This is a genomic window from Sulfitobacter sp. G21635-S1 (assembly GCF_027213915.1).
Taxonomy (GTDB): Bacteria; Pseudomonadota; Alphaproteobacteria; order Rhodobacterales; family Rhodobacteraceae; genus Sulfitobacter.
Genome location: NZ_JAPWGV010000027.1, coordinates 42,461 through 68,551, shown reverse-complemented (window position 1 = coordinate 68,551; position 26,091 = coordinate 42,461). Strand labels below are relative to the sequence as shown.

At 62.5% G+C, this 26,091-nt stretch carries 27 protein-coding genes and 3 tRNA genes; 14 read left to right on the top strand and 16 right to left on the bottom strand.

What is annotated here, in order from left to right:
* Positions 1 to 16: 16 nt before the first annotated feature.
* From O4H53_RS21660 to lipB, 8 genes are all read right to left on the bottom strand, one after another.
* Positions 17 to 424, bottom strand: coding sequence for a DUF6636 domain-containing protein (locus O4H53_RS21660; protein WP_269367104.1), 408 nt, complete (start codon positions 422 to 424; stop codon positions 17 to 19).
* Between the two features lie 66 nt (positions 425 to 490).
* Entirely contained in the window at positions 491 to 2,422 is a 1,932-nt protein-coding gene (gene urtB / locus O4H53_RS21655) for an urea ABC transporter permease subunit UrtB (RefSeq protein ID WP_269367102.1), read from the bottom strand.
* A 63-nt stretch (positions 2,423 to 2,485) separates the two neighbouring features.
* Positions 2,486 to 3,766, bottom strand: coding sequence for an urea ABC transporter substrate-binding protein (gene urtA / locus O4H53_RS21650; protein ID WP_269367100.1), 1,281 nt, complete (start codon positions 3,764 to 3,766; stop codon positions 2,486 to 2,488).
* Between the two features lie 475 nt (positions 3,767 to 4,241).
* Positions 4,242 to 4,316 (bottom strand) — tRNA-Gly (locus tag O4H53_RS21645).
* Positions 4,317 to 4,412: 96 nt separating this feature from the next.
* On the bottom strand, positions 4,413 to 4,802 hold the full coding sequence (locus O4H53_RS21640; protein ID WP_269367098.1) for an MAPEG family protein: 390 nt from the start codon (positions 4,800 to 4,802) through the stop codon (positions 4,413 to 4,415).
* Positions 4,799 to 5,185, bottom strand: a complete 387-nt coding sequence (locus O4H53_RS21635) for a YbhB/YbcL family Raf kinase inhibitor-like protein (protein WP_269367095.1) — start codon at positions 5,183 to 5,185, stop codon at positions 4,799 to 4,801. Before O4H53_RS21635 ends, O4H53_RS21640 begins: the two co-directional genes overlap by 4 nt.
* Positions 5,186 to 5,403: 218 nt before the next feature.
* Positions 5,404 to 7,077 (bottom strand): cytochrome c oxidase subunit I, encoded by a 1,674-nt coding sequence (gene ctaD / locus O4H53_RS21630; RefSeq protein ID WP_269367094.1) that lies wholly within the window; start codon positions 7,075 to 7,077, stop codon positions 5,404 to 5,406.
* 195 nt (positions 7,078 to 7,272) lie between these two features.
* Positions 7,273 to 7,941 (bottom strand): lipoyl(octanoyl) transferase LipB, encoded by a 669-nt coding sequence (gene lipB, locus O4H53_RS21625; RefSeq protein ID WP_269367092.1) that lies wholly within the window; start codon positions 7,939 to 7,941, stop codon positions 7,273 to 7,275.
* A gap of 237 nt (positions 7,942 to 8,178) precedes the next feature.
* Between lipB and O4H53_RS21620 the strand changes: the two genes are divergently transcribed.
* The 3 genes from O4H53_RS21620 to O4H53_RS21610 are packed head-to-tail and all read left to right on the top strand — an operon-like array spanning position 8,179 to position 9,946.
* A complete protein-coding gene (locus O4H53_RS21620; protein WP_269367090.1) occupies positions 8,179 to 8,610 on the top strand; it encodes a YeeE/YedE family protein in 432 nt (143 codons plus the stop codon).
* Positions 8,611 to 8,613: 3 nt separating this feature from the next.
* Positions 8,614 to 9,051 carry a YeeE/YedE family protein gene (locus O4H53_RS21615; RefSeq protein ID WP_269367088.1) on the top strand — a complete coding sequence of 146 codons (438 nt, stop codon included), beginning with the start codon at positions 8,614 to 8,616 and terminating at the stop codon, positions 9,049 to 9,051.
* A gap of 13 nt (positions 9,052 to 9,064) precedes the next feature.
* Positions 9,065 to 9,946, top strand: coding sequence for an MBL fold metallo-hydrolase (locus O4H53_RS21610; protein WP_269367086.1), 882 nt, complete (start codon positions 9,065 to 9,067; stop codon positions 9,944 to 9,946).
* Between the two features lie 34 nt (positions 9,947 to 9,980).
* Here the strand turns inward: O4H53_RS21610 and O4H53_RS21605 are convergent, their stop codons facing one another.
* Positions 9,981 to 10,655, bottom strand: a complete 675-nt coding sequence (locus tag O4H53_RS21605; RefSeq protein ID WP_269367084.1) for a DsbA family oxidoreductase — start codon at positions 10,653 to 10,655, stop codon at positions 9,981 to 9,983.
* A gap of 163 nt (positions 10,656 to 10,818) precedes the next feature.
* Between O4H53_RS21605 and O4H53_RS21600 the strand changes: the two genes are divergently transcribed.
* The 3 genes from O4H53_RS21600 to O4H53_RS21590 all read left to right on the top strand — a co-directional run bounded on the left by O4H53_RS21600 (position 10,819) and on the right by O4H53_RS21590 (position 13,331).
* Positions 10,819 to 12,186, top strand: a complete 1,368-nt coding sequence (locus O4H53_RS21600) for a peptidoglycan-binding domain-containing protein (RefSeq protein WP_269367082.1) — start codon at positions 10,819 to 10,821, stop codon at positions 12,184 to 12,186.
* Between the two features lie 124 nt (positions 12,187 to 12,310).
* Positions 12,311 to 12,396 (top strand) — tRNA-Leu (locus tag O4H53_RS21595).
* A gap of 155 nt (positions 12,397 to 12,551) precedes the next feature.
* Complete coding sequence (locus O4H53_RS21590) at positions 12,552 to 13,331, top strand: short-chain dehydrogenase/reductase (protein WP_269367080.1); 780 nt, start codon at positions 12,552 to 12,554, stop codon at positions 13,329 to 13,331.
* Between the two features lie 15 nt (positions 13,332 to 13,346).
* Here O4H53_RS21590 and O4H53_RS21585 read toward each other — a convergent pair whose 3' ends face one another.
* The 4 genes from O4H53_RS21585 to O4H53_RS21570 all read right to left on the bottom strand — a co-directional run bounded on the left by O4H53_RS21585 (position 13,347) and on the right by O4H53_RS21570 (position 17,085).
* A complete protein-coding gene (locus O4H53_RS21585; protein ID WP_269367139.1) occupies positions 13,347 to 14,279 on the bottom strand; it encodes an AEC family transporter in 933 nt (310 codons plus the stop codon).
* A gap of 79 nt (positions 14,280 to 14,358) precedes the next feature.
* Positions 14,359 to 15,159, bottom strand: coding sequence for an MBL fold metallo-hydrolase (locus O4H53_RS21580; protein ID WP_269367078.1), 801 nt, complete (start codon positions 15,157 to 15,159; stop codon positions 14,359 to 14,361).
* Positions 15,159 to 15,959, bottom strand: a complete 801-nt coding sequence (locus O4H53_RS21575) for a TatD family hydrolase (RefSeq protein ID WP_269367076.1) — start codon at positions 15,957 to 15,959, stop codon at positions 15,159 to 15,161. The genes O4H53_RS21580 and O4H53_RS21575 overlap by 1 nt, the downstream gene beginning before the upstream one ends.
* Positions 15,960 to 15,969: 10 nt before the next feature.
* Complete coding sequence (locus O4H53_RS21570) at positions 15,970 to 17,085, bottom strand: DNA polymerase III subunit delta' (RefSeq protein WP_269367074.1); 1,116 nt, start codon at positions 17,083 to 17,085, stop codon at positions 15,970 to 15,972.
* 269 nt (positions 17,086 to 17,354) lie between these two features.
* Here O4H53_RS21570 and O4H53_RS21565 point away from each other — a divergent pair, with 269 nt between their 5' ends.
* Positions 17,355 to 18,068: a hypothetical protein gene (locus O4H53_RS21565; RefSeq protein ID WP_269367072.1), complete on the top strand. Its 714-nt coding sequence runs from the start codon at positions 17,355 to 17,357 to the stop codon at positions 18,066 to 18,068.
* Between the two features lie 114 nt (positions 18,069 to 18,182).
* On the opposite strand, the gene tmk is transcribed toward O4H53_RS21565, so the two are convergent.
* The 3 genes from tmk to O4H53_RS21550 are packed head-to-tail and all read right to left on the bottom strand — an operon-like array spanning position 18,183 to position 20,881.
* On the bottom strand, positions 18,183 to 18,821 hold the full coding sequence (tmk, locus tag O4H53_RS21560) for a dTMP kinase (protein ID WP_269367070.1): 639 nt from the start codon (positions 18,819 to 18,821) through the stop codon (positions 18,183 to 18,185).
* Positions 18,818 to 19,969 (bottom strand): D-alanyl-D-alanine carboxypeptidase family protein, encoded by a 1,152-nt coding sequence (locus tag O4H53_RS21555; RefSeq protein ID WP_269367068.1) that lies wholly within the window; start codon positions 19,967 to 19,969, stop codon positions 18,818 to 18,820. The genes tmk and O4H53_RS21555 overlap by 4 nt, the downstream gene beginning before the upstream one ends.
* A 21-nt stretch (positions 19,970 to 19,990) precedes the next feature.
* Positions 19,991 to 20,881, bottom strand: a complete 891-nt coding sequence (locus O4H53_RS21550; RefSeq protein WP_269367066.1) for an SPOR domain-containing protein — start codon at positions 20,879 to 20,881, stop codon at positions 19,991 to 19,993.
* A 228-nt stretch (positions 20,882 to 21,109) separates the two neighbouring features.
* Between O4H53_RS21550 and O4H53_RS21545 the strand changes: the two genes are divergently transcribed.
* From O4H53_RS21545 to O4H53_RS21515, 7 genes are all read left to right on the top strand, one after another.
* Positions 21,110 to 21,199 (top strand) — tRNA-Ser (locus O4H53_RS21545).
* 146 nt (positions 21,200 to 21,345) lie between these two features.
* Positions 21,346 to 22,551 carry a tyrosine-type recombinase/integrase gene (locus tag O4H53_RS21540; RefSeq protein ID WP_269367063.1) on the top strand — a complete coding sequence of 402 codons (1,206 nt, stop codon included), beginning with the start codon at positions 21,346 to 21,348 and terminating at the stop codon, positions 22,549 to 22,551.
* A gap of 11 nt (positions 22,552 to 22,562) precedes the next feature.
* A complete protein-coding gene (locus O4H53_RS21535; RefSeq protein ID WP_269367061.1) occupies positions 22,563 to 23,423 on the top strand; it encodes a hypothetical protein in 861 nt (286 codons plus the stop codon).
* A 98-nt stretch (positions 23,424 to 23,521) separates the two neighbouring features.
* On the top strand, positions 23,522 to 23,731 hold the full coding sequence (locus tag O4H53_RS21530; protein WP_269367059.1) for a MerR family transcriptional regulator: 210 nt from the start codon (positions 23,522 to 23,524) through the stop codon (positions 23,729 to 23,731).
* Positions 23,732 to 23,917: 186 nt separating this feature from the next.
* Entirely contained in the window at positions 23,918 to 24,244 is a 327-nt protein-coding gene (locus O4H53_RS21525) for a hypothetical protein (RefSeq protein ID WP_269367057.1), read from the top strand.
* 10 nt (positions 24,245 to 24,254) lie between these two features.
* Positions 24,255 to 24,755: a helix-turn-helix domain-containing protein gene (locus tag O4H53_RS21520; protein ID WP_269367055.1), complete on the top strand. Its 501-nt coding sequence runs from the start codon at positions 24,255 to 24,257 to the stop codon at positions 24,753 to 24,755.
* Positions 24,756 to 24,845: 90 nt separating this feature from the next.
* The gene (locus tag O4H53_RS21515) at positions 24,846 to 25,367 is read left to right on the top strand and encodes a hypothetical protein (RefSeq protein ID WP_269367054.1); all 522 of its coding nucleotides are present in this window, start codon (positions 24,846 to 24,848) and stop codon (positions 25,365 to 25,367) included.
* The last annotated feature ends 724 nt before the right edge of the window (positions 25,368 to 26,091 follow it).

Below are 26,091 nucleotides of genomic sequence, written 5' to 3'. Positions count from 1 at the left end.
CTCCCTGCGCGGGACGTCAGAAGATCTGCTGCACCCGTCGCGACAGCATGAAGCCATGTCCCTCTGCATTGCGGCAGGTCAGCCCGCTGCGCTCCGACTGGCAGGTGATCTCTGCGAAATGCCCTGTCTCGCCATAGGGCGCCACATCGGTGTAGCTTGATTTGCGCGGCGCGGTCTGGCTGCATTCCATCTGCACCGGACCATAGCGGTTCAGCGTGAAGGTGTGCCCCCAGTAGCCATTGCACCAGCCGGGCCGGGGCAGAACCGGCCCCGATGACCGTTCCGCGATGGTGCAGCTGATGTCGCCGCCCTCCAGCGAGCCGTTGCAATAGATATTGCCCGAGGGTGTTCTGAACCCATAGCCATCCGCCTGCGCCGACGTGGCCAGCAGAACGATCCCGAGCAATGCGTAAATGACCTTCATCTGAAATATCCGTGGTTGAATGGAACTGAGCCCTCAGGATACCGCGATCATGCATCATGTGAAGCCTCAATCTGCTGCCGCCCGGCCCTTGAGGGCGACAATGCCCTTGGGACGGAACTGGATGAAAAGAATGATGAAAAGGATCATGTAGGTCTGCGCCGCCAGGGTGTTGGAGGGGTTCAGCCATTCGATGCCCTTTTGCAGGAAGCCGATCATCGACGCCCCGGCAAGCGTGCCCCAGACATTGCCGACACCGCCCACGACCACGGTCATGAAGCTTTGAACGATGTAATCGGCCCCCATCTCGGAGGTGACTTTTGCGTAAAGCCCGATGGCCACGCCCGCGATTCCCGCGATGCCCGATCCCAGGCCAAAGGTCAGCATGTTGATCCGGTCCGGGTTGATCCCCATGGAGGCCGCCATGCCGGGGTTCTGGGTCACCGCGCGCACCTCAAGCCCCAGGCGTGTCCGGTTCAGCACCAGCAGGATCAGCGCCAGAAACATGAGCGCCAGGACAAAGATCGCGATGCGGATATAGCTGATGGCAATCACGTCATTGATCACCAGCGCCCCGTCCAGCCAGCCGGGCGAGGTCAGGGGCCGTGCCTGGGTGCCAAAGATGTTCTTGGCCAGCTGTTGCAGCGCGATGGAAATGCCGAAGGTGGCCAGCAGAGTCTCCAGCGGACGGTGATAAAGATGGCGGATCACCAGCCGCTCCATCGCCACCCCGGCCCCGAATGTCAGCGCAAAGGCCAGCGGCAGCGCAATGATGATCGAGACGGTGTAGTCGGGGACAAACTGCTGCACGACAAAGCCGGTATAGGCCCCCATCATGATGAATTCCCCATGCGCCATGTTGATCACGCCCATGACGCCAAAGGTGATGGCCAGCCCGATGGCGGCCAGAAAGTAGATCGAGGCCAGCGAAAGCGCATCAAGGCCCAGATCGGCGGCCTGACTGAAAGACACCCGCGTTTCGATGCCGTTCAGCACGGAACGGGCGGCATCGGTAACGGCGGGGTCGGCTTCGGCATAGCGTTGGAAGAAGACGTGGCTTTCAATCGCCTCCGCCTCGGCCTCGGCGCTCACACGGGGCGGCACCACGCCATCGGCAGCCAGCGCGTCATAGGCGGCGGCGCGACCGGCGTCATTGTCCAGCGCTGCAACGGGCATTCCGCCCACCATGCCACCGTCAATATGGGCGATCAGGGCGGCGCGGATGTCGCTCTGGGTCACAAGGGCAGGGGCAAGCCCGGCGGCCGAGAGCCGCGCATAGGCTTGCTGCGGGGTCAGATCGGTGCCGGGTTTGAGGATGCGCGCGATATTGGCGCCTTCCGGCAGCTCCTTTGCCACGTCATCCTGCGTGGAAAGGATGGTGTTGAGCACGGCACGCACGTCGACGGACAGATCCCCCGACAGCGCGTTGATGGCGGCCACGCGCCCGTCAGGGGTGCTGGCAAAGAGCGCGCCCAGCATCCCGGCCAGCCGCGATTTCACGCGTTTCAGTTCGGGGTCGGTCTCCGTCTCGATGGCGGCGGTCAGCGGGCCAAGCTGACTGGCGTCCATGCTGCGGGCAATCGCGTCGACAGCCGCGCGGCGCTTGCCGATATCGGGGTCGGACAATTGGAATTGCACCAGTGCCTCGCTGATCGCACGGCGCACACCGCCGTTGGGGCGGGCTTCGGTCAGCTTTGTCCCGGCGGCGGGGCCTGCAACGACAGCGGTATCCAGATCGATAAGTTCACCGCCCTTGCGGCGAAAGAACTGCCCGTCTTCATCGCGCTGCACGATCTCGCGGTCGCGCCAGGCCTCCAGAAAGGGAACCACCTGCGGCAGGCCGCTGGCCACCAGATCCACCAGCACCACATCGACACTGCGCCGACCGGGCTTGAGAACTTCATCGGCATGGGTTTGCAGGATGGGTTGCAGGCTTTGTGCCTGTGCGCCAGCGGGAAGGGACAGGCAAAGCGCCAGGGCCAGGAGAAACAGACGAAGCATCAGGGAAAGCCAATCATTCTTCAGGACAGTCGGCGCGGGGACTATCCCCGCGCCGCACCCGGTTCAGTAGTTGGATGTCAGCTGCACGCAGGACTTGGTTTCGGTGTTGTACATGCCGCAGCCAAGGTCCTTCCAATCCGATGTCAGGACAGCCGATTCCGGCAGGAAGTCTGTCCAGGCGTCGCCCGGTACTTCGTCGGTCTGGCTGACGATATCGAACTGGCCATCGGCGGTGATTTCACCGATCAGCACCGGCTTGGCCAGGTGATGGTTCGGCAGCATCACCGCCGTGCCCCCGGTCAGGTTCGGAAATTCCTGCCCGTACATCGCGCTGCGCACCGCATCCACATCGGTGGTGCCTGCCGCTTCAACCGCGTTTACCCACATGTTGAAGCCGATGTAATGCGCCTCCATCGGGTCATTGGTCACGCGGTCGTCGCCCATCTTGGCTTTCCAGGCGGCAACCCAGGCGTCGTTGGCCTCGGATTCTGCCGATTGGAAGTAGTTCCAGGCCGCCAGATGCCCGACAAGGTTGGAGGTATCGAGGCCGGACAGTTCTTCCTCACCCACCGAGAAAGCCACCACGGGGATGTCATCGGCAGAGATGCCCGCCGCTGCCAGTTCCTTGTAGAACCCGATGTTGGCGTCACCGTTGATGGTGGAAATCACGCCGACCTGCTTGCCGTCCGCGCCCAGTGCCACCACATCGGCCACGATGGTGGCCCAGTCGGAATGGCCAAAGGGCGTGTAGTTCACAAAGATGTCTTCCTGCGCGATCCCCTTGGACTTCAGATAGCTTTCAAGGATGTTGTTCGTGGTGCGCGGGTAGACGTAGTCGGTGCCCAAGAGCGCGAATTTCTCGACGCCCAGTTCCTCAAGGAAATAATCGGTTGCGGGGATCGCCTGCTGGTTCGGCGCGGCACCGGTGTAGAAGACGTTCCTGGAGCTTTCCTCGCCTTCGTATTGCACCGGGTAGAACAGCAGGCCGTTCAGTTCCTCGATCACCGGCAGCACCGATTTGCGGCTGACGCTGGTCCAGTTGCCAAAGATCACGTCCACATCATGCACCGTCAGCAGTTCGCGCGCCTTTTCGGCAAAGAGCGGCCAGTCGGAGGCCGGATCGACCACAACCGCCTCGATCTGGCATCCCAGAACACCGCCCTTGGCGTTCTGTTCCTCGATCAGCAGCAGCATGGTGTCTTTCAAGGTGGTTTCGGAAATCGCCATTGTCCCGGAAAGGGAGTGCAGCACGCCGACCTTCACGGGGTCGGCGCATTCGGCGGCAGCCATGACGGCGGAGCCCAGCAAGGCGCCCGTCACAAGAGCAGAGGTTTTAAGTTTCATTTATCAAACATCCCGGTTGTCGCTGCGGACGATCGGAATACCGCGAACGGTCCTTCCCAACCGGTGGCCGACCCGTGTAGTCAGACCCCGCAACTGTTGTTGTAGTCGCGTGGGGGAAGTATCTGCCAAGATGGCCCCCGCGCGGCGCTTTTGCCCGGATTGGGCAGCGTTACTAGGCGGGATGCGCTTGGCGATTCACTAGAATTTGCAGTCGATTTCGGGCGGCAGCAGGGCGATCTGCATAATTGTTGCCCGCAAGTTCGGCGCTTTGCACAACTTTTGGCCGGTTGTTGAACCCGGATTGCCGGTCAGGTGCTGCAACAGCGCAGTGGCAGAGGTGAAGGGGCCGGCAGGGCCGCGCCCCGGGGTTCTGCGGGTCGGGATAATCAGGGGTTGAAATCTGCCCTGTGCGGCAGGGCGCCGGGCCAGAAACGAAAAAGACCGCCAAATGGCGGTCTGTTTCAAAAGGACCCATTGGAGCGGGCGAGGCGATTCGAACGCCCGACCCTAACCTTGGCAAGGTTATGCTCTACCCCTGAGCTACGCCCGCTTCCTTGGGTGAGGGGGAGATACCCATCCCAGCCGCGCGCCGCAAGAGGGAAAAGGCGGTTTGAGGTGAAATTTTTTCAAACTTCCCCCGCGCCGTTCAGAACAGCGCATGTCCGATCAGGCCCAGAGCGCTGAACAGGATCATGGCCAGTGTCATCGCCATGCCGACCTGCCGCAGGATCATCTTTTGCGGGGTGGCGGAAAAGCCCACCGCATGCAGGAACCGCCCCGCCAGCAGGGTCATGCCCATCAGGTGAAGCGCGAGGGCGGGTGCGCCGCTCAATTCGCTGACCAGCAGCAGCATCAGACCGATGGGGGCATATTCGCCGCAATTGGCCTGGGCGCGCATGCGCTTGATCAGGGCCTTGTCGCCGACATCCCCCAGCGAGATCCTGTTGGCGCGCCGGTACAGGATGACCCGCGCGCTCAGGATCAGGAACAACAGCGCCACACATGCGGTATAAAGCGCGGTGACAGCGACGCTCACGGATATTTGCGTGCCGCTCGGGCGGTGGCCAGCGCGCCGCCGTTCTTTTTGGTCTGGGCGGTCGCGGTCCATTCATAGGTATGGCGGCCGCTGGGCGGGCAGGGGCTCTTGTACTTGAAGGCACCGGGCGCGATGACCTTCTGCCCGTTGTAGGCCACCACCCCGCCGCCGTGGTTGTAATTGGGCACGTCGCGGTCGGTCAGCTTGAAGCGGATGAATTTCGTGCCTGCGGGAACGCCACTGACCTGAAATGCGGGGTTGGCGACAGTGTTGGGCTTTCCGTTGGTGCAGGATTTCAGGCCTGACCAGTCAAAGCCGATGTCGAATGCAAGGGCGGGGCCTGCGGCAAGGATGCAGGTCGCTGCGAGAAGTATCTTTTTCATAAGGGAACCTCAAATGTTGTCCGGTCAGGTTCCACGCGCGTGGCGCTGCTGTCAATCACGCCAAATGCAAAAGGCCCCGACGCTTGTCGGGGCCTTTTGACGATTTGAGATGCCTTAACGCGTCCGACCTCTAACCTGAAGCATCCAGCGACATGAATGTCCCGAGAGCGCCGCAGGCGCGGCAGGGTATTCATGTCTCGGGATTAAGGTCGGGCGCTCTAGTGGCCGTGCTTGATGTCCCAGTCTTCCTGCTTCGGAAGCTGCTCGAACGTATGTTCGGGCGGCGGGCTGGGCAGGGTCCATTCCAGCGTATCGGCGAATTCGTTCCAGGGGTTGTTCGCCGTCACCTTCGCACCGCGGGTCAGCGAATAGGCGATGATCCCGAAGAAGAAGAGGAAGGAGGCAAAGCTCAGGAATGCGCCCATCGAGGACCAGTGGTTCCAGTAGGCAAAGGCCTCGGGATAGTCGATGTAGCGGCGCGGCATGCCCTGACGGCCCAGGAAGTGCTGTGGGAAGAACGTCAGGTTGGCCCCGATGAACATCGCCCAGAAGTGCAGCTTGCCGGCCCATTCGGGGTACATGCGGCCCGTCATCTTGGGGAAGTAGAAGTAGATCCCCGCAAAGATCGCGAACACGGCACCAAGGCTCATCACATAGTGGAAGTGCGCGACCACGTAATAGGTGTCGTGGTAGTAGCGGTCCACGGCGGCCTGGGACAGTACGATGCCGGTCACACCGCCGACGGTGAACAGGAACAGGAAGCCGAAGGCCCAGAGCATCGGTGTCTTGAACTCGATGGAGCCGCCCCACATCGTGGCGATCCAGCTGAACACCTTCACCCCTGTCGGCACCGCGATGACCATCGTGGCCAGCATGAAATAGGCCTGCTGGTTCAGCGACATGCCGACGGTGTACATGTGGTGCGCCCAGACGACAAAGCCCAATGCGCCGATCGCGATGATCGCCCAGACCATCGGCAGGTAACCGAAGACCGGCTTGCGCGAGAAGGTCGCGATGACGTGGCTGATGATGCCGAAGCCGGGCAGGATGATGATGTAGACTTCCGGGTGGCCAAAGAACCACAGGATGTGCTGGTACAGGATCGGGTCGCCGCCGCCAGCCGGGTCAAAGAAGGCAAAGCCGAAGTTGCGGTCCATCAGCAGCATGGTGATGGCACCGGCCAGCACCGGCAGCGCCAGCAGGATCAGCCAGGCGGTGACAAAGATCGACCAGGAGAACAGCGGCACCTTGAACAGGGTCATGCCGGGGGCGCGCATGTTCAGGAAGGTGGTGATCATGTTGATCGCGCCCAGGATCGAGGAGGCGCCGGAGACGTGAACCGCGAAGATCGCAAGGTCCATCGACATGCCGCCTTCTTTCACCGAAAGCGGCGGATACAGCACCCAGCCAACGCCGGAACCGGCCTGGCCGTTGCCACCCGGTGCCAGCACGGAGCAGACCGCAAGGGTTGTACCGGCAACGTAGAGCCAGAAGGAAAGGTTGTTCAGCCTCGGGAACGCCATGTCAGGCGCGCCGATCTGCAAGGGCATGAAATAGTTGCCAAAACCGCCGAACAGCGCCGGAATCACCACAAAGAACATCATCAGGATGCCGTGGCCGGTGATCAGCACGTTCCACAAATGCCCGTTTGGCGTACAGGTGGCCGCAGAATCGGCGAACATCCGTGCGCCTTCCATGCACATGTACTGAACCCCGGGGTTCATCAGCTCAAGGCGCATGTAGACGGTGAAGCCCACCGACACGAAACCCGCAAGCGCGGAGACGACGAGGTACAGAATACCGATGTCTTTGTGGTTGGTGGACATGAACCAGCGGGTGAAGAAACCGCGCTCGTCGTGGTGGTCATGGCCTTGAATGGCTGCGTCTGCCATGCGGTGCCTCCTGAAACTTGAACTCATGGGTCACACCACGCCTGTCGGCTGTCATGCGGTGCGGATTGAGAGCCGTTCTAAAGCGGCTTGGCGCAGGGGGCAATGGGCGAGGTGTCGCAGGGCGGGGTTATTTTGCGGCTGCGGCGCGGTTTTTTCGAAGCCGGCGGGGAAGGTCAAAGGGTTCCGGGCTTTCGCTCAGGCGGTCACGGCGGGCAGGGGCCCGAACACCTGATCGAAGGCCGCATGCAGGGCCACGTCGACATCGGCCATGCTGACCGGCAGCCCTAGGTCCACCAGCGAGGTGACCCCGTGGTCGCTGATCCCGCAGGGGACGATACCGGAAAAATGCTCCAGATCCGGTTCCACATTGATGCTGATGCCGTGAAAGCTGATCCATTTCCGCAGGCGGATGCCGATGGCGGCGATCTTGTCCTCTGCCGGGGTGCCGTCGGGCTGTGGTGTCTTTTCCGGGCGCTGCACCCAGACGCCAACGCGGCCTGCGCGGATTTCGCCGGTGACATTGAACTGCTCCAGCGTGGTGATCACCCAATCCTCAAGCTGGCGGACAAAGCAGCGCACGTCGCGGCCGCGCGCGGCAACGTCCAGCATCACATAGGCGACGCGCTGGCCCGGTCCGTGGTAGGTGTATTGCCCGCCCCGTTTGGAATCATGAACGGGAAAGCGACCCGGATCGGTCAGATCCTCCGCCCGGGCAGAGGTGCCTGCGGTGTAAAGTGGCGGATGTTCGACCAGCCAGATGCATTCCTCGGCCTCACCGGCGCTGATCGCGGCCACGCGCGCTTCCATCCACGCCTCCGCGGCGCGGTAGTCGGTCAACCCGTCCGTGACAATCCATTCCACCATGGCGGATGTTTAGGCGCGATCGGCAGGCGCGACAAGATCACACGTTGCCGGGGCTGCCCGCCTCAGAATGGTTGAATCCCGGCATGGAAAAACATATAATGACTTTTGAATGTTTATCCTGCCTGCGCGTCGATCTTTCCCAGACGGCACCGGGCTTTGGGAAAGGACCCCGCGCATGTCGTTGAACAAAGGCCATCTTGATCCTGCTGGCATTGGTCCGGCGCGGAGGGGGCGGTGATGGAAACCGCTTTCACACCTATTCAATCCCTTGCGGGGGGCGCGCTGATCGGTCTGGCTGCCGTATTGCTGATGGGGCTGATGGGCCGGATCATGGGGGCAACCGGCGTTCTGGCCGGTCTGTTGACGCCTGCGGGCTTTGCCGATTGGTCCTGGCGGGCGGCGGTCGTGGCGGGGATGGTCAGCGGTCCCGCTCTCGTGATGCTGGTCACGGGTGAATTTCCGCAGGTCCAGGTTCCGGTCTCCCGCATGATGCTGGTCATCGGCGGGCTGATTGTCGGGGTGGGCGTGACCTTTGGGGCGGGATGCACCTCGGGCCATGGGGTCTGTGGCATGGCGCGGCTGTCACCCCGCTCCATCCTGGCGACGCTGACCTTCATGCTGGCCACCGGCATCACGGTCTATCTGCTGCGCCATGTGATGGGGGGCTGAGCCATGCGCATTGTCATCTGCTATCTGATCGGCCTGATTTTCGGGGTCGGCATCTCGATCTCCGGCATGGCCAACCCGGCCAAGGTCCTGAACTTTTTCGACGTCGCGGGCAGCTGGGACCCCAGCCTTGCCTTTGTCATGGGCGGCGCGCTGCTTGTCACCTTCATCGGCTACCGCGTGGTGCTGAAACGCCCCGGGCCGCTGCTTGACAACCGCTTTCACCTGCCCGCAAGCCGCGACTTCGATCTGCCGCTGATCGCGGGCTCCGCAACCTTCGGGATCGGCTGGGGCATTGCCGGTTTCTGCCCCGGCGGCGCACTGCCCGCATTGGGAACAGGGCAGACCGAAGTTGTGATCTTTGTTGCCGCGCTGATTGGCGGTATCGTGATTGCAAAGCTCATGCAGGTGGCCCTGTCGCGCAGGTCCGATGTCACAGCGTAATGGAGGAAATCCAATGACCTATCCCGTGGACATGTCCGTCAAACCCGAGGTCTCGGCGCATTTTGACGAGGCGACAAACACCATCAGCTATATCGTGCGCGATCCGGCAAGCGTGCATTGCGCCATCATCGACAGCGTGATGGACATCGACTATGCCGCAGGCCGCATCACCTATGACCACGCCGATGCCCTGATCGCCGAGATCGAGAGCAAGGGCCTGAAACTGGACTGGATCATCGAAACCCATGTCCACGCCGATCACCTCAGCGCGGCGCCCTATATCCAGCAAAGACTGGGGGGCAGGATCGGTGTCGGTGAAAAGATCATGGTGGTGCAGGAAACCTTCGGCAAGATCTTCAATGAGGGCACCGAATTCCAGCGTGACGGCTCGCAGTTCGATGCGCTGTTCAAGGACGGTGACACCTACAAGGTGGGCGAGATGACCTGCTTTGCCATCTATACGCCGGGCCATACGCCGGCCTGCATGGTGCATGTGATGGGCGATGTGGCCTTTGCAGGGGATACGCTGTTCATGCCCGATGGCGGATCGGCGCGGGCGGATTTCCCCGGTGGCGATGCGGGCCAGCTTTATGACAGCATCCAGAAGGTGCTGTCCCTACCCGACGAGATGCGCCTGTTCATGTGCCACGATTACGGCCCCAATGGCCGCGCGATCCAGTGGGAAACCACGGTTGCCGCGCAAAAGGCGGACAACATCCATGTCGGCGGGGGCAAGACCCGCGAGGAATTCATCAAGTTCAGAACCGAACGGGACGCGCAGCTGGCGGTGCCAAAGCTGATCATCCCGTCGCTTCAGGTGAACATGCGTGCCGGCGAACTGCCCCGGGACAAGGATGGCAACCTGATGCTCAAGGTGCCCGTGAACGGCATCTGAGGCAGCACCGCGTTTCCGGACCGGCCGGGGCCGGTCAGGCCGCGTGCTTTTCGCTCAGCACCTTGGTCAGCATCCGCGCATAGGTTTCGGCACCCTGCGCGCCGGTCAGCAGATAGCGTTCGTCGAATACCATCGAAGGCACGCCCGATATCCCGCGCGATGTCCAGAATTCCTGGCGCTTGCGGGTTTCTGCGGCGTGGCTGCCGCTCTCCAGCACCGCGCGGGCCGCATCGCGGTCAAGACCGACCGAACCCGCAACCTCTGCCAAGACCTCATGATCCGACACATCGCGCCCCAGCGTGAAATGCGCATCGAAAAGCGCAAGTTTCAGCGGGTGCTGCAGGTGTGCTTCCTGCGCCCAGTCCAGCAGCTGATGCGCGGCAAAGGTATTCACGATGCGGCTGTCCGCGTCGAAATTGAAGGCGAACCCCAGGTCATTGCCCAGATCCACCAGCCGCCTGCGGTTTTCGGCAGACTGGGCGGCACTGGCACCGTATTTTTCGGCGATATGCTCGGTCAGGTTCTGCCCTTCGGCGGGCATGGCGGGGTTCAGCTCAAACGGATGCCAGCGGATAAAGGCGCCGGCCCCGGTCATCGCGAGGGCCTGCTCAAGCTGTTTGTAGCCGACAATGCACCAGGGGCACATGACATCAGACACGATATCGACCTGCACGACTTTGTCCTGCGGGGGAGGGGCGGTATCGGTCATTGGCGTATCCTTTCGGCTGGCATTCAGCTTTGTACTTCGGTGTCCCTGCGCAAATTTTCAATATTCGCAGCGGCAAATCGGGCCAAAAAGGTTCCCGGGCCGGATTATGTTGTGTTAGCCTTTTCGCAATACCCATAAAACGATTCATTTTCGGAGCGGACATATGATTTACAAATTGATGACAGGGGCCGTTCTGGCCCTTTCGGTGGCGGTTGTTCCGGCAGAGCGGGTTGAAGCGGATGCAGGCGATTTCATTGCAGGCGCCATCATCGGCGGCATCGTGGGGGCCAATGCGAACAAGCAGCGGCGCACGACAACCAAGCGGCGCACCTATCGCAAGAAATCCACCCGCTCATCGCTGCCCTCCACCCAGGAAGGCAAGAACATCCAGGCCTCGCTGAACTATTTCGGCTTTGATGCGGGGACCGTGGATGGCCAGCTGGGGCGAAAGACCCGCAATGCGGTGTCACAGTACCAGGCCTACCTCGGATATCCCGTTACCGGACAGCTTTCCGCCTTTGAGCAGAACCTGCTGATCTCCAGCTACAACCGCGCGCAGGCCGGGGGCTATGCGGTTCAGCAGCAGGTCGCGGCGACGCCGGATGGCACCCGTGGTCTGCTCAAGACCTATCGCGCGGAAATGGCGGGCCAGTCACCGGCGGGCAACGGGGCTGCGCCCACGACAACCATCGTCGTTGCACCGCAGCAGGTGCCGCAGGCCGGCGCCACGATGGCGGCCACGGCACCGGCGGCACCGCTCTCCGGGATGAGCTCTCTTGCCGCCGCGGTTGCACCGGCACCTGATTCCGGCACCGGTGGCCTGCCGAACTTCCTCGGGGCTGGAACCCAGGCCTCGCTTGCCTCGCATTGCAACACCGTGTCGCTGATCACCAACACCAACGGCGGCTTTACCACGCTGGCCAGCATGACAGACCCGAATGTGGCGCTGAACGAGCAATTCTGCCTGGCGCGGACCTATGCCATTGCCGAATCGGAGGAGCTGGTCAGCCAGATCCAGGGGTTCACCCCCGATCAGATCGCCCAGCAATGCGCCGGTTTCGGCCCCGCGATGAAGGACAAGGTCGCGGCCCTGTCGCTGAAACCGCGCGAGGCGGTGGTGCAGGACGTTTCGGCATTTGTGCTGACCACAGGCATGTCGCCTGCACAGCTTCAGGGCACGGCCAAGATCTGTCTCGGCGTCGGCTATCGCACCGACAACATGGATGTGGCGGTGGGCTCTGCCCTGCTGCTCTTTACATTGGGTGAAGGGGTCTATGGCGAGCTGATGGGCCACCACCTGAGCCAGGGCTTCGGCCCTGCCAAACGTGTGGACATGGCGCAAAGCTGGTATCAGGCAGGCCTTGCCGCTGCCGATTCCGGTGCCGCGGCGGTCTTTGTCCCCGGCCAGCCCGAGCGGACGGAACTGATCCGCGCCGCGGCAAGCCGTTCGGGCGGGGTTCAGGGCTCTGCCCTGCCGACACCGCAACCGGCTTCCGGCAGCGCATTGCCCACATTCTCGATCAGCGAATAACCCCGGCACAGCCGGGCGTGACGGCACCCCGCAGCGGATGCGCTGCGGGGGGCCTTTTTTTGTTTTCTTTTCCTCTTCACAAGCCGCACGGCTTTGTCTAAACCGCCTTCACCATCCATGGCGTGCGGTCGTGGCGGAATGGTAGACGCGCAGCGTTGAGGTCGCTGTGGGGTAACACCCGTGAGAGTTCGAGTCTCTCCGACCGCACCAACTTCCCAAAGTCAAACCATGCAGCCGGTTGTTCGAGCCTAATCTTATCCTGTTCGAACGGGCGCATTGTCCTTACCCTGTCCCTGCCACAAACTGGCCGGTGGTCAGCGCAGCAAAACCGCGCCGGACCGGGGCCTTGTATCGGAGGTTGGCTGATGGATCTCGACCTGCAGGATAAGCATGTTCTCGTGACCGGCGCGTCGAAAGGCATCGGGCTGGCGATTGGGCGTTCATTTGCGCAGGAGGGCGCGCGGATCACACTTGTCTCTCGCCGGGAGGATGCGTTGCGCAGCGCCGCCGAGGAGCTGAGAGAACACAGCGGCGGGATCATTGGCCACATCACGGCGGATCTGTCGAAGGAGGAGGAGCGCGCGGCCCTGTTTGACCAGGCGCCGGACATCGACATTCTGGTGAACAACGCCGGTGCCATCAAGTCCGGCCCGCTGTCCGCGCACAGCATGGAAGACTGGCGCACAGGGTTCGAGCTGAAGGTCTGGGGGTATATCCACCTTTGCATGCTCTATGCCCCCCGGATGCGCGAAAGGAAATCCGGCACGATCATCAATGTCATCGGGATGGGCGGACGGGCTGTGCGGCCCTCCTATATCATCGGTGCGGCCGGGAATGCGGCCCTGATCGGCTTTACCAATGCGCTGGGGGCGGAAACCCCGCAGGACAACCTGCGTGTCTTTGGCATCAATCCTGCTGCCACGCGGACCGACCGCATGACAGACAGGCTTCGCAGCGAGGCGCGTCAGCAGTTCGGCGACGAAAACCGATGGGCGGAGTTGCTGAACCCGGACCAATATCCCTTTGGCCGGCCTGCCCACCCGCAGGAGGTGGCGGATCTTGCCGTCATGCTGGCCAGCCCCAGGGTGCATTACCTGTCCGGCACGGTGATCGATATGGATGGCGGCAGGCAATGGGCGGGCTGAGAAGCCGGGGCAGTGTCAGGCCAGTATTTCCAGCCACAGCCAGACCGTCAGCAGCGACGCGCCGGTTGCAATCAGCACGGATGACGCGGCGACGCGGCGGCCCTTGCCGTACATATTGGCAAAGATATAGGCGTTGAACCCCGGTGCCATGGCCGCTGTCAGCACGCCGGAGCGGAAGCCATCCTGCGGCAGCGACAGGGCCGTGCCAAAGCTCCAGACCAGCGCGGGATGCACCAGCAGGGCGATCATGCAGACCATGGCGATGGCAATCTTGTCACCTTCGGGCCTGTATTGGATCAGCACACCCCCCAGCGCAAAAAGTGCGGCGGGCAGGGCGGCGCGGGCGATCAGCGACAGAGCGTCATCGACAACGCCGGGGATCGGCTGACCGGTCAGGTTGAAGGCAAAACCGCCCAGGATGGCCAGCACCAGCGCATTGCTGAACATCGACCGCCCGACAGCGCCTGCCAGTTTCACCGTGGACTGGCCCCGGTTGCGCACAACCTCCATCACGGTGATGCCCAGACCGTAGCAAAACGGCGAATGCAGGGCGATGATCGCATAGTTGCCGGTCAGGGCATCCGGCCCATAGGCGCGTTCCGCGATGGGCAGGCCCAGCAGGACCGAATTGGAGAACAGGCAGCAAAACCCGATTGCCACGCAATCCTCCCAGGGCCGTTGCAACAACAACCGCGCGCCAAAGATCCCCAGCGCAAAGCAGATCGCGGCCCCGGCATAGAAGCTGATCAGCAGGTCGGGGTCGAAATCACTGCCAAGGTCCAGTTTCGCAATCGCCTGGAACAGCAGGCAGGGGATGGCGAAGTTCTGGGTGAACTTCATGACCCCATCAATGCCGGAGATCGGGAACAGCCCGCGCCAGACGGCAAAATAGCCAAAGCCGATGACCAGGAAGACAGGCAGGATGACGTCGAGAAGGTTCTGCACGATCTGGGCTTTCGCTTTGCCGGGAGCGCCGGGGGTTTCACACCCCCGGACCCCCGTGGGAATATTTGGAGCCAAAAAGAGGTCAGGTCAGGGGAAAACGCAACACCATGCCGTCATAGGCGGGTTCGATGTGGTCAGGGGTTTCAGCGGCAAGGGTACGGTAATCGAGATCGTTGTGCATGTTGGTCAGCACCGCGTGGTCCGGCGTCAGCGCAGCGATCCAGTCCAGGGTCTGGGCCAGATGGCTGTGGGTCGGATGCGGTGCCCGGCGCAGGGCGTCGACGATCCAGCAGGTCAGCCCCTGCAACTGGGACCAGGCATCTTCGGGAATGCTCACGACATCAGGCAGATAGGCGACATTGTTCATCTTGAATCCCAGCGCGTCCATGCCGCCGTGATTGACCAGAAAAGGCGAAAAGGTCAGCGCGCCGCCGGGCCCGTCGATGGTCACATCGCCGTCGATGTCGTTCATTTCCAGGATCGGGGGATACATCGACCCTTCGGGCCGGATGAAAGCATAGCCGAACCGCTCCAGCAGGGCGGCGCGGGTGGGGGCGTCGGCCCAGACCGGCAGCCGCGCGCGCATGTTGATGACGATCATCCGCAGATCGTCCAGCCCGTGCACGTGATCGGCATGGGCATGGGTATAAAGCACCCCGTCCAGCCGCCCCACACCTGCGTCAAGCAACTGGCTGCGCATGTCGGGGGAGGTGTCGATCAGCACCGTGGTGGTGCCTGCATCGGTGATCCGTTCCACCAGCGCGGAACAGCGGCGGCGGTGATTGCGCGGCTCCCCGGGGTCGCAATCGCCCCAGTGCCCGCCAAGACGGGGTACGCCGCCCGAGGATCCGCAGCCCAGTATTGTGACCCGCATCTCGGCCATCAGGCGGCCTTTTCAAACTGCGCAGCCTTGCTGAACAGGCGGTCGAAATTTTCCTGCGTGCGCGCGGCGAAATCGGCGTAGTCGAGGCCGAAGGTCTCGGCCGCGCGGCGCGCGGTATGGGCGGTAAAGGCGGGCTCGTTGGTCTTGCCCCGGTGCGGCGGCGGGGCGAGATAGGGGGCATCGGTTTCGACCAGGATACGGTCCATCGGCGCATTGGCAAAGATGTCGCGCAGTTCCTGCGATTTGGGAAAGGCGGTGATGCCCGACATGCTGAGGTAGAACCCCAGGTCCAGCGCGGTGCGGGCCAGTTCGGCCGATGAGGAAAAGCAATGCATGACGCAGGGATATGCGCCATTTGCATATTCCTCGGTCAGGATCGCGGCCATGTCGTCATCGGCGTCGCGGGCATGGATGATCAGCGGCAGCCCGGAGTCGCGCGCAGCGGCAATATGGATGCGCAGCGAAGTCTTCTGCACCTCCGCGCTTTCGGCGGTGTAATGGTAATCCAGCCCGGTTTCGCCGATGCCGACCATCTTGGGGTGGCGGGTCAGCGCCATCAGCGTATCGTGGCTGACCAGCGGTTCGGCGGCGGCGGACATCGGGTGGGTGCCTGCGGCGTAAAAGACCGGCGCATGTGCCTCGGCAATGGCGCGCACGGCGGGTTCATTGCGCAGCCTGGTGCAGATGGTGACCATACGTGTCACGCCAGCCTCTGCCGCGCGGGCGATGACCTGCGGCAACTGGCCTTCGAAATCGGGGAAATCGAGGTGGCAGTGGCTGTCGGTGATCTGCGGGGTCATGCCTGTAATCCTAGCGCGGCGCGTTTTCTGCGATCTTGAGCAGGGTATCTAGGACCAGCGCGGCAGGGTCAAGGTTGACCGCCAGCCCATGTTGCGCGCGGTCGGAGACCTGTTGCGCCAGATTGGCCCAGATCCGGCCCTGATGTGGCGTGGGGGCCAGCCGCGCCAGAGTCTGTGCCTCGCCCCTTGCCGCCTCGATTGCGGGCGGCGCACCTGTGGCCCCGGTCCGTGCCAGCCGGGCCAGCATCAGGTCGACCAGGGTGAACAGCAGGTTCAGCTTTTCTTCCGCCCCGCGCTGGGCGGCGGCTTCGGCCAGTTTGATGGCGCGGGCGCGGTCCATGCGCGGCATCGAGGACAGCAGGGCGATCAGTTCCGCATAGATCTGCAACCCGCCCATCAGCGACAGCCGCAGGGCCCCGCCGACCGAGCCGCCGGAAAGTTCGGCCAGGGCCGCCGGATCGCCATCGACCGCGACGCCGGAGGCGGCAAGGGCCGCCGCCATCTGATCGGGGTCAAGCCTGCCCAGCCGCAGCGTGCGGCAGCGCGACCGGATCGTGGGCAGCAACCCGGAGGGCTGGTGGCTGATCAGCAGCAAAATGGCCCGCGCGGGCGGTTCTTCCAGCATTTTCAGCAGGGCATTCGCGGCGTTGACGTTCATCACATCCGCATCGTCGATGATCACCACGCGGCGCCCGCCGTCGGCGGCGGACATCTGGAAAAAACCGTTCAGCGCGCGGATGTCATCGACCACGATCTGCTTGCGCATCCGTTTGGTGTCCGGGTTCACGCTGCGGGTGACGGATTTCAGCGCGCCTTCACCGCCCGAGGCCACGCGCCGTGCAACGGGATGACCGGCATCTATGTCCAGGGTCCGGGGCGCAGGCGTGTCAAACATGCCGCCCGCGTCGGGATCGGGCGTGGCCAGGACAAAACGCGTAATCCGCCAGGCCAGGGTTGCCTTGCCCACACCGCGCGGACCGCTCAGCAGCCAGGCATGATGCAGCTTGCCGCTGTTCCAGGCCTCCAGGAATCCCGCTTCGGCCTCCGCCTGTCCGATCAGGGCGGGGGTATCGCGCGGATGCAGGGCACCGTCGAGCTGATCGGGATGTGGGACCTCGTCGTTCATGGGTTTCGTTTACCACGGATCGCGGCGGTTGAAAGGGGGCGGTGGTGGGATGGCACCGTCAAGCCACAGGCAACAACCTGTGGTCGCAACTTGCGATGCAAACGGCACATTAAAGCCAGAATTGCCCCTGCATCCCCCGATTGGGGGAGTGACCAAACGCCGTTTCACAAGGCTATTGAACGCATGGTTCTGCCTGTGCCCTGCGAATTCCGTGCCGGGCCGGAGGGCATCCATCTGAATGTGTTTTGAGCCACGAAGGGGAAATTCTTGTGAACAATCAAAGTATTTTACGTGCCGGTCTGCTGGGGGCAGCCTGCCTCGCGATGGCGGCCTGCACCAGCAATGCGGTTGGCGGCGGACCGGGTGGCGGACCCGGCGGCGGACCGGCTGCAACCCGCGCCGAATATGACGCCAAATTCGACGAATTGTCGAACACCACAAGCCTGGCGCCGACCAGTGTCGAACTGGTGGGGCAGGGCACGTTCCGCGGCTCCACGCTGCTGAACATCACCGCCAACGACAACACCAATACCACCGGTTTTGCGCTTGGCGATCTGGAAGTTCAGGCGGATTTCGACAATGAGACCATCGCCGGGACCGCCACCAATTTCCGCGGCGAACTGGGCGGCGAAGCCTTCACCCTCGACGGTACGCTGGACAGCGCAGACGGCATCGCGCCGTCGGTCCTCTCTGAGGAGACCCAGCCGATCATCCTGCCCCCCGGCGTGCCGCCAATCCCCGGCGCACCCACCGAAGTCGTGACCAACGTCTTTACCCTGAACATGGGCGGCGAACTGGTTGATCCGGTCAGCGGCAGCATCGGTCAGGTCAACCTTGGCCTCGGCGGTTCCTTCCTTGGCCCGGTTGGCGGCGGTCAGGCGCAGGCGGCTGTCGGACCGGCCACGGTTGTCGTGACAGACCGGCCCGGCGGCGCGCCGATCCTCATCGGCGGCGGCGGGACATTCGTGCTGGAACGCGAATAACACCTCCCCGACCTCGTACCTCCGGAAAAGGCCCCCTTTGCGGGGCCTTTTGCCGTTTTTGGGGGCGTCTGGTGTCGCATGAGGCACAAGCCGCGCGCATGTCGGTGCCAGCCGTCAGACGCGCCGCTTGGGTAGAAACCCGTCCGCCACCGCGCGGACATCTGAGGCCACGTCATCAACAGCCCTTGCGCCGTCGAGAACCCGGAACCGGTCCGCAAATTCATCGGCCAGCGCCAGGAACCCCGCGCGCATGGCCTTTTGCAGATCCTCGCCGAAATCCTCAAACCGTTCCTCGGCCCCCTTGCGGGACAGGGCGCGGCTCAACCCTTCGGTGGGGTCCATGTCGATCAGGATGGTCAGATCCGGCTCGACCCCGATCATGAGGTCATGCAACCGGTCCACGACGCCGCGCAGATCGCCGCGCGACAGGCCCTGATACATCCGGGTCGAATCCGCAAAACGGTCGCAGATCACAACCTTGCCCGCCGCAAGCGCGGGCCGGATGGTGCGTTCCAGGTGATCGCGGCGCGCGGCGGTGAAGAGCAGAATCTCGGTTTCCGCCGACCAGCGGTCGGGATCGCCCTGCAGGACCAGCGCGCGGATCTCCTCCGCCCCGGGAGAGCCGCCGGGCTCCCGCGTCAGGATCACGTCACGGCCTGCGTCGCGCAGATGATCGGCCAGCAGCCTGGCCTGGGTGGATTTTCCCGAACCGTCGATGCCCTCAAAGCTGATGAACAGCCCCTTGTCGCTCACGAGGCTTCCTGCGGACCTGCATTGATCCGCGCCAGCAGATGCTGCGCCGCTGCGGCCAGTTTGATCATGAAGCCGCCGGGGGCCACATCATCGGAGGCAACCAGCGGCACGCGCACTTCCGGCAGGCCTTCGCGGGTGATCACCAGTTCCCCCATCTCGGCGCCCTTTTCGATCGGAGCCTTGAAAGGCATCTGATAGATCGCCTCTGCCGTGACATCATTGCTGCCGGTAAAGGGGGTCAGCATCGTCAGCTTGTCTTTCAGCTCCAGCCCCACGGTCTGCACGGCACCCAGCGCCACAGGCACTTCGGTGATCTGCGTGCCGGCCTCGCCCAGGGTGCGTTCAGAGAACTGGCGGAAGGCCCAGTTCACGATGGCTTCGGATTCCTGCGCGCGTGCTTCGGCGGTATCCAGCCCCGAGATCACGAAAACCACGCGCCGGTTCCCCTGTTTAGCCGATCCGACCAGCCCGTAGCCCGCCTCGGATGTGTGGCCGGTCTTCAGACCGTCTGCGCCAATCCCCAGCTTGAGCAGCGGGTTGCGGTTGTAGCGGTTCGCCGACTCGTTCGCATCAAACAGGAACTCCTCTTCGGCGAACATCGGGTAGAACTGCGGGAATTCCGTGATCAGTTTGGTGGCCACCAACCCGAGGTCGCGCATCGACATGCGGTGGCCCGGCTTGGGCCAGCCGTTGGAGTTCATGAAGGTCGAATTGGTCATGCCCAACTGCTGCGCACGGGTGGTCATGTCGCGGGCGAAACGCGCTTCGGTCCCCGACAGCGCCTCTGCCAGGACCACGCAGGCGTCATTGCCCGACAGCACGATGATGCCGCGCAGCAGATCTTCGACCGACACCCGTTCGCCCTGTTGCAGGAACATGGTGGAACCGCCGTAGGACGCCGCATCGGCAGAGACGAGCAATTCGTCATCCAGTTCCAGCCGCCCGTTCTCCAGCGCCTCGAAGGCCATGTAAAGCGTCATCAGCTTGGACATGGAGGCGGGCGGCAGCGGCTGGTCCGCATTCTTGGCCAGAAGCACCGTGCCGGTGGTCAGGTCATAGACATAGGCGGCACTTGCCTTGGTCTCGAAGGCTTGGGCGGGAAGGCTGAACAGGATCAGCGCCAGGCAGGCAGCGAAGTGGCGGATCATGGTCTGGGAAAGCTCCTGTGATTAGCTCGACACGGCATAGGCGTCCGAGAACCCTTCGCCCTTGATCTTCTTGACCAGGCTGTTGAGTTCGGACTGGCTGGTGACCGGGCCGACAACGACACGCCAGAAGGGCTTGCCATTGATTTCTGATTTCTTGACCGTCGGGACCAGCCCGGCGCCGCGCATCTGTTTGGCCGCGCGTTCGGCATTGGCTTCGACACTGAAAATGCCGATCTGAACATAGGGTTTGGACAGGCTGGATGCCGGTTTCGGGGCAGGTGCCGCAGGTTTTGCTGCCGCCGGGGCTGCAGGGGCGGCCGCCGCGGGTGCGGGTGCTGCCGCATCAATGGCCTGTTCGGCCGATGCGATGGGGTCCAGCGTTGTTTCCGTCACATCCGATGGGGCCTGCACGCTCGCGGCGGCGGCCTCGGCTTCGGCGGTTTCCTCGGCCTCTTCACGGCGCAGGGCAATCACGTTCAGCGGTGCGGGCGCGCCGGCCAGAACATTCAGTGCTGCGGCGGCGTCCGATGACATCTGCAGGTTCGGGCCGGGCAGTTCACGCTCGCGCCGGAACAGGGCGCCAATCACGAACTTTCCGTTCGCCTCGTTGCGGATGATCACCCGCTCGGGTTCGGTCACATCGGGATGCGCCACCCAGACGCCCCCCAGCGAGGGGCGGCCATCCCACAATCCCTGGTCTGTCACGTTGAAGACCTCGGGTGCCTCCACATCGCGTTCCACCAGCTTGGTGGAGCGGGTGGCACCTGCCGTGCTGGCCTGTGCCTTGGGCTTGAGGAAGCCAAGCTGCCCGGTGTCTTCGCAGCCTGCCAACAGGCCCACCGACAGGACCAGACCTGCCATCACGGTCAAACGGCCTGCGCGGCTGTCGGGGCGGGAAATAAGCCTGCTCATCAATTTGTCGTCCTTGCCTGCTGGCCTGATGGGCCATTTCACGCCGCAACTTGCGGCAACGCTCAACACCCCCTTGGACGAGGGTTTTGCCGCACTCTAACCTGCAAGGGACAGCCTGAAAAGGCTGGGCTGCCCTGATCGGCAAATTTCCCCGTGTGACGGCCGGTAAATTCGGCACATCGGAGCATTTGCCGAATCGATTGCGGCACTCTAGGAGGGGGGCGTTGCGGAGGTTTGGCAGAGTGGTCGAATGCACCGGTCTTGAAAACCGGCGGGCGTGAGAGCGTCCCCAGGGTTCGAATCCCTGAGCCTCCGCCACGACGAAATTTTCCCCGATATCACTAGATGGCTTAGAACTACCTAACTCGCTGTACGTGCGGGCTTTCATGCTGGCGCAAGGTTTCTCTCGCTTTCATTCGGTTTCACCTGTACGCTTTCATTGCGTGGTATGAATGGTGGTACGGATGGCGGCGCTATCGGGCAAACTGACGAAACGACTGGTGGAGAACCTGGGACCGGGGCGGCATGGGGACGGCGCGGGCCTGTATCTGGTTGTCGATCCATCCGGCGCGCGGCGTTGGATTGTGCGTGTCACGGTGAAAGGCCAGAAGAACCAGAAGGGCGCGCCGCTCCGCACCGACTTCGGGCTTGGGGGCGCTGACGTGGTGACGCTCAACACGGCGCGCGAACGGGCGCTGGAGTATCGCCGGATGGCGAAGTCCGGCCTGAACCCACGTTTCAATGCCCAGCGCGACGTACCGAGTTTCGAGGAACTGGCGCAGCAGGTGCACATTGACCGGATGCCGACTTGGAAAAACGCCAAGCACGGGGCGCAATGGCTGAACACTTTGCGCGACTATGCCTTCCCCAAGATTGGACGGATGCCGGTCGATGCCATCGGGCAACCCGAGGTACTCATGTGCCTCTCCCCCATCTGGACCGACAAGCACGAAACGGCGCGGCGGCTGGCCCAGCGCATCAAGACGGTGCTGGACGTGGCGCGGTCGCGCGGGTTCCGCGAGGGTGAGAACCCCATTACGGCGGTCAAGGATGCCGGGGTGTTGCCAAAGGTGAAGGTAAAGGCGGTGCACCATGACGCGATGCCGTGGCGTGATGTGCCTGCCTTCTATGGCGAACTGGAGGGGCGCACCGCCATGGCGGCAAAGGCGCTGCAATTCACGATCCTGACCGCCTGCCGCACCTCCGAGGTGCTGGGGGCCACATGGGACGAAATGGACCTAGAAGCGCGCCTGTGGACGATCCCGGCGGCGCGTATGAAGGGCGGGGTGGCGCACCGGGTGCCTCTGACCGACGAAATGCTGCGGGTGCTGGAAGCGGTGCGGCCCTTGGGCGGTGCCTACGTCTTCCGGGGGCAGGCGGGCGGCAAGACGCCAGACGAACAGGCGCAGGGCAGGCCGCTATCCAATATGTCGATGTTGATGCTTCTGCGGCGCATGGGGCGCGAGCAATTCACGGTGCACGGGTTCCGCAGTAGTTTCCGCGATTGGGCGGGAGAGGAAGCGGGCGCAGCGCGCGAGGTGGCCGAGGCGGCGCTGGCGCATCAGGTGGGGTCAGACGTTGAGCGCGCTTATGCACGGTCGGACCTATTGGAGCGGCGGCGAGAACTGATGGTGGCTTGGTGTGAACGCGCGAGCAAGAACGGATGTTAGGGTAGATTGCGATGTTTTGTCCCCCCGGATACCTTAATTGGCCGGACATTCGTATCTTAGCGGACGAGTGGGCGGAACGGTTCTACGTTGCCAATGCGTTGTCGTTGTACGGCAAGGAAACTGACCCTGCATTTTCGACCGAGTTTAGGTCGTATCGCGATATCCAAGCATTAGAGCGGCTCCCTGACGCTGCCAACAAGTTGAGATTTCCTGACCGGCATTTCGATATTCAGCTAATCAGCTTCTGGGCAGTAAATGCGGTATGCAGCAGTTTTGATCCCCTCCTATGCTCGCGCGAGGGTAATCTCTTGAGAGCCAATGACACGATCTTCTTGCACCCTGACCAATTTTACTATTTCGCCTTAGACTTCCCTCTGAGGTCGATGCCGGAACTCAGTCGAATATTTGAGGAATACGACGCGCGAAGGATGGGCGCTGGCGACCTGTGGGATCGTTATTCTTGCCTTGACCCGGTTACGGGAGAGGTCAAAGAAAAAGTCCAAACCAGAAACAACTTTGCAAGCTATTGGGGAGAAGAGTCAGCTTTTGACCTTTTCGTCGCGCCCTTTCTGGGATGTTCGGTCGTATTGAAGCCGGAGAGCATTCCCGAAACTTTCGAAGAGCTTATCGCAGAGTTCGCGTTTCCTTCTGAATGGGCACCTTCGAATAACTTAGAAGTCGATAGGCCAAAGCCCAAAAAGCGAGGGCCGAAGTATCTCCCCGCAAGGTCAGAATTTTTTCGCCGCTATCCGGATGGAATACCAGATAGTCTCAGCAGCGAAGCCATTGCCGAAGAACTTTCTGCCGCCGGGTTTCCCGTCACCTCTCGATCAATACTGAACTATGACAAGAAACGAAAGGATCCGAAATAATTCGGCCTTTCCAATTGGTTCGCAGGGAAAGTCTCGACCGGGTAGGCCGGACCTCGTAACTTCACGCAATCGCGACTAATCAAAGAAAGGGCAATGCGATGGTGAAGATATTCGACGACGACCGGGTTTTTTTTCCGGAGGACCCTGAATTGCGGGTCTTCGGGGCTATAGAGAAGTTAGCCCAGTGGCGTCACCGCAACCGGGGGCCAGCCTTTATCCGCATCGGGCGGCGCATCGGCTATTTCGGCGCTGACTTAAACGCCTACCTGAGCGCCCAGCGCACCGATCCCAACGGGGAGGCCGCTTGATGGAAAACCCCAACACCGCACGCGGCGGGGTCAGGGCTTTCCGAGCGGCATCGACTGCCACCCTAGCAAGTCCAGTTGATGCCACATGCCGCCACGATCCCGCAAGCCCGAAGGAAGCCCGATTCGTCTGGGATCGGCGCAGCAACTCCATCGAGCGCGCCACGCGCCATTTGCGGAGGGGCTATCATGGGTGAACACTGGTACAGCAATCCGACCCAAATCTACTTCACCTGCCGCGCTCTGGCGCTGGGCCAGACCCTGAACCACATGGACGTTATCCGGGGGGTGAAAGGCTGGCGGCTGGGGGCGATAGCCCACACCCTGCGCACCGAATACGGCTGGCCCATTGTGACCGAGTATCGAGGGCCGGAGCGCATCGGGCACTATCACCTGCCCAAGTACTGCGACCCGGCGCAACTCGACTATCCGCCATCGGCCCAGCATTTGGTGGCCGAACTGGAGGCGTCGGGCATCCTGCCGTGCGGTGGCCGCGCCGGGGGCGTCGATGGGTAGGAAGGGCAGCATGAAATCGGGGGAGGGGCAGTTTGCCCCTCTCACCTACGCGATGCTCAAGAGCGATGCTTGGCGTAGCCTGTCGGGTGCAGCGGTGCGGGTGTACCTGGAACTGCACACGCGCTTCAACGGCAGCAATAACGGCGCGGTGCGCCTGTCCTATGCCGAGGCATCGAAGGCACTGGGAATCGGCAAGGCAACCGTGCAGCGCGCGTTTGACGACCTACAGGCCAAAGGGTTCCTTGTGCTGGAGCGCGGCGGGAACTGGTATCACCGGCAGGCGCATGAATGGCGTCTGACGGCCAAGCCCGTGCAAAAAGCAAAAGGCCGGGAAGCGCCGACTAATGATTGGCGTTTATGGCGCGAGAAAATTCCGCAACGCGGTTCTGGTTCGGACCAGAAGGGGGCATCCGTGGTTCCGTTCCAAAACCCAAAGGTTGCCCTTGGTTCCGATGTAGAACCCGTCAGGGCCGATTTGTCAAAAAGCTTGGGTTCTGGTTCGGAACACTGATAGTTACCACTCCCCGGCAGGAAACGGGGCAGAGGGAAGCAAGGCAACCCGGCGGTGCTGATGCCGTCCAAGCCATCGGAAGGCGCGACTATGACGAACACGACCGAACTTGACACCAAAGCACCGGAACGCGCCTATCCCCGGATGACCTTCGGGGATGGCAACACGCTGACGTGCACCACAGGGGGCGAGAGAGAGATTCCGGCCCTTCTGGGCATGAAGACCAAGGATGCCGCGCTAGGCGTCTTCTACAGCGCTCTGGAGGCGCTGGGCGTCCATGCCGAGGCCAAGGCGCAGATGGTGGCCGCGATGTATGCCGAGCTGGAACCGCGCGACGGCATCGAGGCGATGCTGGTGGGGCAGATGACCGCGACCCATATCGCGATGACCGTTACGGCGAGCAAGTTAAGCGGGGCCAACCTCTACGATGTGAGGGAAAGCCATGAACGATCCATGACGCGACTAAGCCGGACGTATCTGGCCCAGATGGACGCGCTCAAGAAATACCGCGCCAAGGCGCAGCAGGTTGTGCGTGTGGAGCGGGTGACGGTGCATGACGGCGGGCAGGCAATCGTGGGCGAGGTGCGGCATGGCGGGGGCGGGGCTAGATGAAAACCGACAATAACCCCATGCACCCAGCCCAGCGCCTGCAAAACGCGCCACGTTGCACGGCGAAGGCCAAGCGGTCGGGTCAGCGATGCCGTTCCCCAGCAAAGACGGGCTACACGGTCTGCCGGATGCACGGCGCAGGCGGTGGTGCACCCTGCGGTGCCGCCCATCCGAACTACCGGAACGGTCTGCGGTCGAAAGAGGTGCGGATGGTGCGGGTGATGGTCAAGGCGCTGGGCAAGGTGTAAGGTTGCGTTGTCCGAATTGTGGCGTTGCGAATTTGCCACCCTGCACCGGTCCCCGGACGTGCAGTGTTGAACTTTGACAGTCCCCCCATCCCCCCGCCAGATTGTCAGAAATCCGACCATGCTGTGGTACTAAATGTGGTATGAATTTCTTCGCAATACGAGTTATCTATCAGTTTCAATGGCTTGTGTGGCATGTTCGGATGACTGAGCCTCCGCCATTCACCGCCGATTGCCACCAAAAACAGCCTATTTCCCGCCTATCACCGGAGGGCGGTGGCCATTGCTGTTCGGTTTCGCAGTGCCCGCGGAGAAGCGGACAAAGGTAGCTTCCAGTTTCGATGTCAGCAGAGCGGACTTTGCTGCCATCAAACATGAGCACCCAGGCCCGGAACAAGCCGAAGGCGCCGGGCCATCGCCTGCCCGCCCCTCGGGTAGGCGATTTGGTGAGGCTGGGTGTTCCCTCGTTAGGATTCATCACG

Coding starts and splice junctions, on each gene's coding strand:
- O4H53_RS21550 (WP_269367066.1), bottom strand. CDS start 20,881: ATGAGCAGGCTTATTTCCCGCCCCGACAGCCGCGCAGGCCGTTTGACC.
- O4H53_RS21530 (WP_269367059.1), top strand. CDS start 23,522: ATGGTGAAGATATTCGACGACGACCGGGTTTTTTTTCCGGAGGACCCT.
- O4H53_RS21555 (WP_269367068.1), bottom strand. CDS start 19,969: ATGATCCGCCACTTCGCTGCCTGCCTGGCGCTGATCCTGTTCAGCCTT.
- O4H53_RS21570 (WP_269367074.1), bottom strand. CDS start 17,085: ATGAACGACGAGGTCCCACATCCCGATCAGCTCGACGGTGCCCTGCAT.
- O4H53_RS21575 (WP_269367076.1), bottom strand. CDS start 15,959: ATGACCCCGCAGATCACCGACAGCCACTGCCACCTCGATTTCCCCGAT.
- O4H53_RS21615 (WP_269367088.1), top strand. CDS start 8,614: ATGCGCATTGTCATCTGCTATCTGATCGGCCTGATTTTCGGGGTCGGC.
- O4H53_RS21610 (WP_269367086.1), top strand. CDS start 9,065: ATGACCTATCCCGTGGACATGTCCGTCAAACCCGAGGTCTCGGCGCAT.
- O4H53_RS21525 (WP_269367057.1), top strand. CDS start 23,918: ATGGGTGAACACTGGTACAGCAATCCGACCCAAATCTACTTCACCTGC.
- urtB (WP_269367102.1), bottom strand. CDS start 2,422: ATGCTTCGTCTGTTTCTCCTGGCCCTGGCGCTTTGCCTGTCCCTTCCC.
- O4H53_RS21520 (WP_269367055.1), top strand. CDS start 24,255: ATGAAATCGGGGGAGGGGCAGTTTGCCCCTCTCACCTACGCGATGCTC.
- O4H53_RS21580 (WP_269367078.1), bottom strand. CDS start 15,159: ATGGCCGAGATGCGGGTCACAATACTGGGCTGCGGATCCTCGGGCGGC.
- O4H53_RS21540 (WP_269367063.1), top strand. CDS start 21,346: ATGGCGGCGCTATCGGGCAAACTGACGAAACGACTGGTGGAGAACCTG.
- ctaD (WP_269367094.1), bottom strand. CDS start 7,077: ATGGCAGACGCAGCCATTCAAGGCCATGACCACCACGACGAGCGCGGT.
- lipB (WP_269367092.1), bottom strand. CDS start 7,941: ATGGTGGAATGGATTGTCACGGACGGGTTGACCGACTACCGCGCCGCG.
- O4H53_RS21605 (WP_269367084.1), bottom strand. CDS start 10,655: ATGACCGATACCGCCCCTCCCCCGCAGGACAAAGTCGTGCAGGTCGAT.
- O4H53_RS21600 (WP_269367082.1), top strand. CDS start 10,819: ATGATTTACAAATTGATGACAGGGGCCGTTCTGGCCCTTTCGGTGGCG.
- O4H53_RS21660 (WP_269367104.1), bottom strand. CDS start 424: ATGAAGGTCATTTACGCATTGCTCGGGATCGTTCTGCTGGCCACGTCG.
- O4H53_RS21535 (WP_269367061.1), top strand. CDS start 22,563: ATGTTTTGTCCCCCCGGATACCTTAATTGGCCGGACATTCGTATCTTA.
- O4H53_RS21635 (WP_269367095.1), bottom strand. CDS start 5,185: ATGAAAAAGATACTTCTCGCAGCGACCTGCATCCTTGCCGCAGGCCCC.
- O4H53_RS21515 (WP_269367054.1), top strand. CDS start 24,846: ATGACGAACACGACCGAACTTGACACCAAAGCACCGGAACGCGCCTAT.
- O4H53_RS21620 (WP_269367090.1), top strand. CDS start 8,179: ATGGAAACCGCTTTCACACCTATTCAATCCCTTGCGGGGGGCGCGCTG.
- O4H53_RS21590 (WP_269367080.1), top strand. CDS start 12,552: ATGGATCTCGACCTGCAGGATAAGCATGTTCTCGTGACCGGCGCGTCG.
- urtA (WP_269367100.1), bottom strand. CDS start 3,766: ATGAAACTTAAAACCTCTGCTCTTGTGACGGGCGCCTTGCTGGGCTCC.